This window comes from Synechococcus sp. EJ6-Ellesmere (genome assembly GCF_024345875.1).
GTDB classification, from domain to species: Bacteria; Cyanobacteriota; Cyanobacteriia; order PCC-6307; family Cyanobiaceae; genus Regnicoccus_A; species Regnicoccus_A antarcticus.
Map to the genome: position 1 here is coordinate 1 of NZ_JAGQBY010000122.1, position 9,227 is coordinate 9,227.

Consider the following 9,227-nt stretch of genomic DNA (forward strand, 5'->3'; position numbering starts at 1 on the left):
GATGCCGGCTTCCCCGCAGCGGTCGCCCGGCAGCACCCCGGCTGGGACGGGGTCGCCCTGCTCGACTGTCAGCAGATGGCCGTGGCCGGAGACCTTCCCCGCTGCATCCGTCTGCTGGCCCACGCCTGGATGGAGCCAGGCCGACCACCCCTCCACCCCTACCTGAGGGGGGCTGCCCGGCTGAGGCCGGACAGATCCGGTCACAACTGACAGCTGCGCCGCTGCCCCCCCGCGGGGCTGGCCCCGCTGGCGCCGGCCGAGAATCCAGAGAACACCCGGGCCCGCCTTGCGCTGGCCGCCCCTCATCCGCTCTCCATGACCCTCCCGACCCTGCAACAACGGCTGCGCCGTCTGACGGCCACCTTGCCGAGCCGCGCCGGCCTGCTGATGGCTGCCGTGGGGGTGGGCCTGGGGGCCGTGGTGGCGGGCGCTGGCGCCGGCATCGCCCCGGCGGTCAGCCTTGCCCAGGGCACTCCCAGTCTGCTGGAGTTCCGCTGGGATAACAACAAGGACTATCGCCGACTCTACTACTTCATGACCGACACCTCGCGGTTGAAGCGCTCGGAGTATTACCTGATTCTCAGGCCGAAGGATCGCAAGACGGCCATGCTCAAGCTCACGATTGACGTTCCCAACAACTTCGACGCCAAGATCGACCCGAAAGACATCAAGCTCTGCGTGATGCAAGAAGGCGGGATGCTCTCACGCACCCGTTGCAAGGAAACGATTCCTGCCGTCATTGAAGTGAATGCCAGCGGCAAGTCGATCGAAATCTTCCCGGAGCGGCCCGTACCGGTTGATGGCACCATCGGCGTTTACATGTCGCTCTTCAATCCGTTCAACATCGGCATGTACCAGTTCAATGCCCTGGCCCAGGCTCCGGGTGATGTGCCCTTCGGCGGCTACCTGGGCAGCTGGCTGATCCAGATCGATCCGGGGATCGATTGACCCCCGGCTGTTAAGTTGATTGATCGATAACTGGCCAGAAGCCGAGACGCACCATGACCAAGCGCACCCTGGAAGGAACGAGCCGTAAGCGCAAACGGGTGTCTGGGTTCCGCGTGCGGATGCGGTCCCACACCGGCCGCCGCGTGATTCGCACCCGCCGTCGCCGCGGCCGTGCTCGCCTGGCCGTCTGAGGCCTGAAGGGAGCCTTCTCGCCCCATGGCCCTGCCCAGGGATCTGCGCCTGCGGGGCGACAAAGCCTTTGATCACCTGTATCGCAAGGGCCGCCGCTTCCATGGCACCTACCTCGTGCTGCGCTCTGTGGTCGGTGAGCCCTCACTGCTGCGCCCCCCTCTGAGTCAGGCGCCATTCCAAGGTTGCCGCTGCGCCGTGGTGGTGAGCACCAAGGTGAGCAAGCGGTCGGTACGGCGCAATCGGCTCAGGCGGCTGCTGCACGGCTGGCTGTGCGAGCAGTGCGGCCATTGGCCCGCTGACTCCAACGGTCTATGGCTGCTGCTCAGCCTCAAGCCAGGCTGCCTCGAGGCCAGTCACGAGGCCTTGCTGGGAGAATGTTCCGAGCTGTTCCGCAAGGCAGGCCTGAGTCCATGACCGTTGAGGTGACCGAAACCACGTTCTACGAGGGGGGACCGGCCCGCGGAGATCTGCTGTTCAACCTGCTCTTCGGCCTCACTCTGATCGGCATTCCCTTCGCCGTCGGAGCGATCGTGCGGGCTCTCTGGCTGCGCTTCCGCATCACCAGCCGACGGATTTCAGTCAGCGGTGGCTGGCTGGGCCGCGACCGGACTCAGGTGGTCTACAGCCAGGTGCGGGAGGTGCGCTCGGTGCCCCGCGGCTTCGGCGCCTGGGGCGACATGGTGCTGGTGCTGACCGACGGGGCCAAACTTGAGATGCGATCCCTGCCCCGCTTCCGCGAAACCGAGGCCTACATCCTCGAACAGATGGCCCGTCGCGGCGGTGCCAAGGTCCCAGCCGACACCAAAGGATTCGCCGACCCCCAGGCCGCCAGTGCCTGAACCCCAGTCCCAGGCCGCCTACCCGAGACCTGCGGGCGGGATTTGCCCGCATCGGCGCCACTCTGATCGGCTGCTCGGGCACACTGTGCCAAACCCTCACCCTTCCGCCGCCTCCCCGCTGTGATCGGCTACATCTCCGACAACCTGCTGCTGCCCATCCTCGACTTCTTCTATGGGCTGGTGCCGAGTTACGGGCTGGCGATCATCGCCCTTACCGTGGTGATCCGGCTGGCCCTCTTCCCCCTGAGTGCAGGCTCGATCCGCAGTGCCCGGCGCATGCGCATCGCCCAGCCCGTGATGCAGAAGCGTCAGGCGGAGATCAAAAGCCGCTACGCCAGTAACCCCCAGAAACAGCAGGAGGAACTGGGCAAGCTGATGAAGGAGTTCGGCAGCCCCCTGGCCGGCTGTCTGCCGCTGCTGGTGCAGATGCCAATCCTCTTCGCCCTGTTCGCCACCCTGCGCGGTTCACCCTTCGCCGATGTGCCCTACACCCTCAATCTCAAGGTGTTGCCGGCCGATCAGATCGCGGCTGTGGAGATCAAACCGTTCAACAGCGCCAGCCACTCGATCTTCATCACCGAAACCAGCCATGTGCCTGTGGTCGCCAGCCTCGAGGCCGGCACCAAGCTCGGCATCGGCGACTCAGCCCAGGTCAACCTGCACACCAAGGACGGGCAGCCCTTCAGCAGCGTCCTCGAAGGGGTGGAGAACGGCGCCAAGTTCGCCCCGGCCTGGAGCGTGAGCAAAGGCGAGGGTGTGGTGCGGGTGAGTGAGTCCGGGCTGATCGAAGCGATCGCCCCTGGAGATGCCACGGTGGAAGCCACCGTGCCTGGCCTGGCGGCCCGCAGCGGATTCCTGTTCATCAAGGCCCTCGGCCAGGTGGGCTTTTACACCGACGGGGCGGTCAACTGGGACATCGCCATCCTGGTGGGAGCCTTCGGCGCCAGCCTGTTCATCTCCCAGATCCTCTCGGGGGCCGGGATGCCGCCGAACCCGCAGCAATCGACAGCCAACAAGATCACTCCGGTGATGATCACCGGCATGTTCCTGTTCTTCCCCCTGCCCGCGGGGGTGCTGCTCTACATGGTGGTGGCCAACATCTTCCAGGCCCTGCAGACCTTTCTGCTCAGCCGGGAGGCCCTGCCTGAGAACCTGCAGGACATCCTCGATCAGCAACTGAGCCAGCAGACGGTGGCGGTGGCCGCCAGCAGCGGCGGGGCTGAGCGCTTGCCCTTCGAGCCCAAGGGCAAGAAGTGATGACGCGGCGTCCCTCGCCGTTGCCTGAACCAGCCCTGCTGCGGCCCGTGCCCCTGCAGGAGCTCCGCCTGCTCCAGGAACCACGGCTATGGGCTGTCGAGCAGCAGCTGGACGATCTCGAGAGCCTCACCCCGGTGCGGGGCTGGTTGAGTGTCCGCCACGCCGAGCCGGTGCTTGAAGTGGAGGGGGAAGCCGAAACCATCGTGACCCTCTGCTGCGACCGCTGCCTGAGCGACTACAACCACGCCCTGCACTTCCGGGGGGAGGAACTCCTCTGGCTCGGAGAGGCCGATCAACTGGGCGATGACCTCGCTGACTGCGAGCTGATCGAGAGCCTCGATCCGCGCGGCGACTTCGATCCTGCCCGCTGGCTGTTCGAGCAACTCAGCCTGCAGCTTCCCCTGCAGAACCGCTGTGGCCCCGACTGCCCAGGACCGGCGCTGCCGGAGCACCCTGAGGCCAGCCTGGAATCCTGCTCCACGGCCGACGGGGGAGACCCCATCGATCCACGCTGGTCGGCCCTGCGCCAGTGGCGATGAGCGAGGAGTGGGCTGATCAGCTTGATCTGTTGATCCGAGCCCGTGCGCCGATCCTCTGGATCCGCAGCCCCGAGGAGGAGCGCATCTCCACCCTTCTTCAGCGTGCTGCTCAACGCCTCGGCCAGCGCACCCTGCTGCGTTGGGATTTCGTCGAAGGGCTCCAGGGTCTGCCGAACCGCGAGGGCGAGGCCACGCGCAATCCGATGGGAGCACTGGAGGCGATCGAGAGCCTGCCCCCGGATCAGGCGGCGATCCTGCTGCTGCTCGATTTCCACCGCTACTGCGACGACCCGGGCATCGGCCGCCGGCTGCGCAACCTGTCCACCAGCCTGCGCCAGAAACCCCGCACCCTGGTGATCACCGCCCCGGAATGGCAGGTGCCTCGGGAGCTGGAGGAATGTCTCACCATCCTCGACCTGCCCCTGCCCAATGCTGGTGAGATCCGCTCGCTGCTGGAGAGCATCGGCCAGGCCTGCGGCCACCCCTTGAATCCCGGGGTGCTCGAGCAGCTCACCCATTGCTGCAGCGGCCTGAGTGAACAGCGCATCCGTCAGGTGGCGGCGCGGGCCCTGGCCCGGCGCGGCCAGCTGGGAGAACCGGATCTGGCGGAGGTGCTGGAGGAGAAGCGCCAGGCCATTGCCCGCAGCGAACTGCTGGAGTACTGCCCCACCGAGGCCAGCCCCGCCGACATCGGCGGGCTTGAGGCGCTCAAGCACTGGCTGGAGCAGCGGCGGCTGGCCTTCAGCGACGAGGCCGCCGCCTATGGCCTGCCCCTGCCGCGCGGCGTGCTGCTGGTGGGCCCCCAGGGCACCGGCAAATCCCTCACCGCCAAGGCGATCGCCCACAGCTGGGCCATGCCGCTGCTGCGCCTGGATGTGGGGCGGCTGTTCGCCGGCCTGGTGGGCGCCAGTGAGGCCCGCACCCGCGACATGATCCGCCGCGCCGAAGCCATGGCCCCCTGCGTGCTCTGGATCGACGAGATCGACAAGGGCTTCGGCGGCGACAGCCGCAGCGATGGCGGCACCAGCCAGCGGGTGCTGGCCAGCCTGCTCACCTGGATGGCGGAGAAGCGCTCGGCGGTGTTCGTGGTGGCCACCGCCAACGGGGTGGAGAGCCTGCCACCGGAGCTGATGCGCAAGGGCCGCTTCGATGAGATCTTCCTGCTGGATCTGCCCGATGCCGCCGAGCGGCGCACGATTCTCGACCTGCAGCTGCGCCGCCGCCACCCCGACCACCGCATTCCCCTGGATGTGGTGGTGGACCGCACAGCCGGATTCTCGGGGGCCGAACTGGAGCAGACGGTGGTGGAGGCCATGCACCTGGCCTTTGCGTCCCATCGGGAGTTCGGCGAGGCGGATCTGATCGCCGCCGCCAGCGACCTGGTGCCCCTCTCGCGCACGGCCAGGGAGCAGCTTGATGCCCTCAAGCAGTGGGCCAGCACCGGTCGGGCCCGGCCGGCTTCCTGGTTGCGGCCTGTAACGAACCCCGACGCCCCGTAACAAAACCCCGGATCCGTCCTGGCGATCCCGGAAACGCTCCCTACGGTTCCGCTCAGTCGTAGCCATCCGCGTGGATCGTCCCTCCGCCGCCACTCAAATCGTCGTCGCCTGTCTTGGAGCCGGCGTCGTCACCAGTTTCGCGGTGGCCCAGGGACAGAACCCCCTCACGGCCCTGGGGATCACCCTCTTCTCCGCCCTCGCCGCCGTGATGGTCGGTCAGGTGCTCTAGCCGCGGCTGTGCTGGCCCCATGGCCGGATCACGGGGCCGCCTGCATCCGGGCCAGGCAACTGCGGGCGATCACCCCCTCCTCATCGGCCGGGATGCGCAGCAGCTCGAAAGGCCTCAGCCAGGCCAGGGCGTCCTCCAGGTCCGTCAGCAGGGCATCGTCGTGTTCGCCGATGCCGCCGGTGAGGGCGATCACATCCACTCCCCCCAGGCATGCGGCCATCGCCCCGATGCCGCAGAGCAGACTCTGACGGAACACGGCCAGGGCCAGGGTGGCGCCGTCATGGCCAGCCGCCGCGGCCCGCCTCAGCTCACGCATGTCGCCACTCAGGCCGGAGAGCCCGAGCAGCCCGCTCTCGCTCTGGAGGGACTGCTCCAGCCGGGCGGGTGAGAGACCTTGCCGCAGCAAATGCAGCAACAGACCCGGATCCACCGAGCCGCTGCGGGTGGCCATCACCAGCCCTTCCAGGGGCGTGAACCCCATGGTGGTGGCCAGGCTTCGGCCAGCTCTGATGGCACAGAGCGAGCAGCCGGCTCCCAGATGGCAGCTGATCAGACGAAGAGGCCCAGCGGCTGCCGGCTCACGGCCTGTGCAGCGGTGGCTGACCGTTTCACTGACATGCTGATGGCTCAGACCGTGGAAGCCGAACCGGCGCAGACCCTGCTCCCTCCAGGCCTGCGGCAGGGCATAGGTGCTGGCTTCCGGTGGCAGGGTGCTGTGGAAGGCCGTATCGAAGCAGGCCCACTGGGGCAGGTGGGGACGCCAGCGGATCAACCAGCGCATCAACCTCAGGGCCGGACCGTTGTGCAGCGGTGCCAGGCTCACCAGCTCCTCCAGCACACCGAGCACGTCTGGATCGAGCCGGGTGGGGGCGGTGAAACGCTCACCGCCATGAACGACCCGATGGGCCGCCAGGAGCAGGTCACTGTCCTGACCCGCCAGAGCTGGGGGCAGCCAGTGATCCAGCACCTGTTCCATGGACCCTCTGCCCTGGCCGTCGCCGGAGTGGGGGTCGGGGCACCAGGAGCGTTGCTCGCGCCAGAGGCAGTCTCCGTCCCGGCTGAACAGCGCCGCCTTGAGGCTGGAGCTGCCAGCGTTCAGGACCAGAACGGCCGCCTGCCCGCGAGCGGCTGGCACCGGGTGGCCCACTCCTAGCTCTCGAGCGGAAGAGTCCAGCGCCAGTCGGTCACCTCAGGCGAGTCCTGGCCGTGGGTGTGGGCGTACTCACGGTGGCGATGGATGGCATCCTTCATCCGTTCCTTCACGTGGGCGACCCTGTAGCCGAGCGCGGGCACACGATCGATCACATCCATCACCAGATTGAAGCGGTCGATCTGGTTGTTCATCGCCAGCTCCAGCGGCGTGTTGATGTTGCCCTTTTCCTTGTAGCCCCGCACGTGCAGGTTCGCATGGTTGGTGCGTCGGTAGGTGAGCCGGTGGATCAGCCAGGGATAGCCGTGGAAATTGAAGATCACCGGTTTGTCGGTGGTGAACAGGGTGTCGAAATCACGGTCGGAGAGGCCGTGGGGATGCTCGCTCGGCTGGGTCATGGCAAACAGCTTCACCACATTGAGCACACGGATCTTGAGCTGGGGAATCTCCCTCCGCAGGATCTCCACCGCCGCCAGGGTCTCCTTGGAGGGGATGTCGCCGGCGCAGGCCATCACCACATCTGGTTCATCGGGGTCGGTGCCGCAGTCGTCGTTGCTGGCCCAGGACACGATGCCGATGCCCTTGCTCACATGGGCGCGGGCCTGCTCGAGGGTCATGTACTGCAGATGCTTCTGCTTGTCGGAGACGATGATGTTGCAGACGTTGGTCTCCAGCAGCGCCTCCTCGGCCACCGCCAGCAGGCAGTTGGCATCCGGCGGCAGATAGACGCGCACCACCTCGCCGCTCTTGTTGCCGGCCAGATCGATGAAGCCGGGATCCTGGTGGGTGAAGCCGTTGTGGTCCTGGCGCCAGACGGTGGAGGAGATCAGACAGTTCCAGGGGCCGATGGGTGCCCGCCACGGTGCGTGGTGGATGCAGGATTCCAGCCACTTGGCGTGCTGATTGAACATCGAGGCGATCACATGGGCGAAGGCCTCGTAGGTGTGGAAGAAGCCGTAGCGGCCGGTGAGCAGGTAGCCCTCCATCATTCCCACCAGGGTGTGCTCGCTGAGCATCTCCACCACCCGGCCGCTGCGGGCCAGCTCGCTGCCCCCCGCGTCCTCCGGCAGCAGCTCCTCCATCCAGACCTTCTTGCTCACCTCGTAGATGGCCTGCAGGCGGTTGGAAGCGGTCTCATCGGGGCCGAACACCCGCATCGAATCGGGGTTCGTGCCGATGATGTCGCGCAGCAGGGCCCCAAGGGGGGCGGTGTTCTCGTGCTCCGATTGCCCTGGACGCTCCACCGGCACGGCGTAGCTCTCGATCGGCGGCAGCCGCAGCTTGCGGCGCAGCAGGCCGCCGTTGGCGTGGGGGCTGGAGCCCATCCGCCGCGGTCCCTGGGGCGAGAGAGCCTGGAGCTCGGAGCGGAGAGTTCCGTCGGCGTCAAACAGCTCTTCGGGGCGATAGCTGCGCAGCCAGGCCTCAAGCATCGCCAATTGCTCGGGGTCCTTGTTCGGGGCCGGCAGCGGCACCTGGTGGGACCGCCAGAACCCCTCCAGCTTCTTGCCGTGGAGTTCCGCAGGACCGGTCCAGCCCTTGGGGGAGCGCAGCACGATCATCGGCCAGGCGGGACGCACCGCCTCGCCGCTGCGGCGGGCCTCGGCCCGGATCTGCAGGATGCGGGCCACCGCCTCGACCATGGCCGACGCCATGGCCCGGTGCATGGCCATGGGCTCATGGCCCTCCACGAACAGCGGCTCCCAGCCGTAGCCCCGCATCAGGCTGGCCAGTTCCTCCCGCGGAATCCGTGCCAGCAGGGTGGGGTTGGCGATCTTGTAGCCGTTGAGGTGCAGCACCGGCAGCACCGCCCCGTCGCCGATCGGGTTGAGGAACTTGTTGATGTGCCAGGAGGTGGCCAAGGGGCCGGTCTCGGCCTCGCCGTCGCCCACGCAGGCCAGGGCGATCAGGTCCGGGTTGTCGAACACCGCCCCGCAGGCATGGGAGAGCACGTAGCCGAGTTCGCCGCCCTCGTGGATCGAACCGGGGGTTTCCGGGGTGCAGTGGCTGCCGATGTGGCCAGGGAAGGAGAACTGCTTGAAGAAGCGCTGCATCCCTTCGGTGTCCCGGCTCTTGTCGGGATACACCTCGCTGTAGCTGCCGTCGAGGTACGTCGGACCCAGTACGCCGGGCGCGCCGTGGCCCGGACCCGACAGGTAGATCATGTCGAGGTCGTGGCGACGGATCACCCGGTTGGCATGGGCCCACAGGAAGGCCTGGCCCGGCGATGACCCCCAGTGCCCCAGCAGCCTCGCCTTGATGTGCTCATGGCGCAGGGGTTCGGCCAGGAGGGGGTTGGCGCGCAGGTAGATCATCCCCACCGCCAGATAGTTGGCGGCGCGCCACCAGGCGTCGAGGAGAGTGAGCTCCTGGTCGGAATCGGCGGGGGTGGCCGCCGGACCTGAGGACTGGGTGGTGGACACCATGCCTTCACTCTCCACTGGTTGTTGGGTTTGCGTCCCCTGTGTTGGTGTAAATCCCTGGGGACCTCAACCCCGGCGTAGCCGGGGTTGAGCGCGCACCTCAGACGTTCCGCTCAGCGGCCAGCGTTGCAAGGGGTGGGCAGGCCCGTGACCC

11 protein-coding genes are annotated in these 9,227 nt (G+C 67.3%); 9 read left to right on the top strand and 2 right to left on the bottom strand.

From position 1 onward, the window contains the following. From KBY78_RS12840 to KBY78_RS12880, 9 genes are all read left to right on the top strand, one after another. Positions 1-210: chorismate mutase (locus KBY78_RS12840; RefSeq protein WP_255143911.1), on the top strand; the 210-nt coding region annotated here is incomplete at its 5' end. Between the two features lie 105 nt (positions 211-315). Further along, positions 316-948, top strand: a complete 633-nt coding sequence (locus KBY78_RS12845) for a DUF2808 domain-containing protein (RefSeq protein ID WP_006170262.1) — start codon at positions 316-318, stop codon at positions 946-948. Between the two features lie 53 nt (positions 949-1,001). Next, the gene (gene rpmH / locus KBY78_RS12850; protein ID WP_006170261.1) at positions 1,002-1,139 is read left to right on the top strand and encodes a 50S ribosomal protein L34; all 138 of its coding nucleotides are present in this window, start codon (positions 1,002-1,004) and stop codon (positions 1,137-1,139) included. Positions 1,140-1,164: 25 nt separating this feature from the next. Further along, a complete protein-coding gene (locus KBY78_RS12855) occupies positions 1,165-1,554 on the top strand; it encodes a ribonuclease P protein component (protein WP_006170260.1) in 390 nt (129 codons plus the stop codon). Further along, a complete protein-coding gene (locus tag KBY78_RS12860; RefSeq protein ID WP_006170259.1) occupies positions 1,551-1,979 on the top strand; it encodes a PH domain-containing protein in 429 nt (142 codons plus the stop codon). Before KBY78_RS12855 ends, KBY78_RS12860 begins: the two co-directional genes overlap by 4 nt. Positions 1,980-2,099: 120 nt before the next feature. Beyond that, positions 2,100-3,236 (top strand): membrane protein insertase YidC, encoded by a 1,137-nt coding sequence (gene yidC / locus KBY78_RS12865; protein WP_006170258.1) that lies wholly within the window; start codon positions 2,100-2,102, stop codon positions 3,234-3,236. After that, on the top strand, positions 3,236-3,775 hold the full coding sequence (locus KBY78_RS12870) for a DUF177 domain-containing protein (protein ID WP_255143912.1): 540 nt from the start codon (positions 3,236-3,238) through the stop codon (positions 3,773-3,775). The genes yidC and KBY78_RS12870 overlap by 1 nt, the downstream gene beginning before the upstream one ends. After that, the gene (locus KBY78_RS12875) at positions 3,772-5,274 is read left to right on the top strand and encodes an AAA family ATPase (RefSeq protein ID WP_255143913.1); all 1,503 of its coding nucleotides are present in this window, start codon (positions 3,772-3,774) and stop codon (positions 5,272-5,274) included. Before KBY78_RS12870 ends, KBY78_RS12875 begins: the two co-directional genes overlap by 4 nt. A 70-nt stretch (positions 5,275-5,344) precedes the next feature. Beyond that, positions 5,345-5,503, top strand: coding sequence for a hypothetical protein (locus KBY78_RS12880; RefSeq protein ID WP_006170254.1), 159 nt, complete (start codon positions 5,345-5,347; stop codon positions 5,501-5,503). 28 nt (positions 5,504-5,531) lie between these two features. Here KBY78_RS12880 and KBY78_RS12885 read toward each other — a convergent pair whose 3' ends face one another. Then, positions 5,532-6,650 (bottom strand): acetate/propionate family kinase, encoded by a 1,119-nt coding sequence (locus KBY78_RS12885; protein ID WP_255143914.1) that lies wholly within the window; start codon positions 6,648-6,650, stop codon positions 5,532-5,534. 2 nt (positions 6,651-6,652) lie between these two features. After that, the gene (locus KBY78_RS12890) at positions 6,653-9,076 is read right to left on the bottom strand and encodes a phosphoketolase (protein ID WP_255143915.1); all 2,424 of its coding nucleotides are present in this window, start codon (positions 9,074-9,076) and stop codon (positions 6,653-6,655) included. Positions 9,077-9,227: the final 151 nt, after the last annotated feature.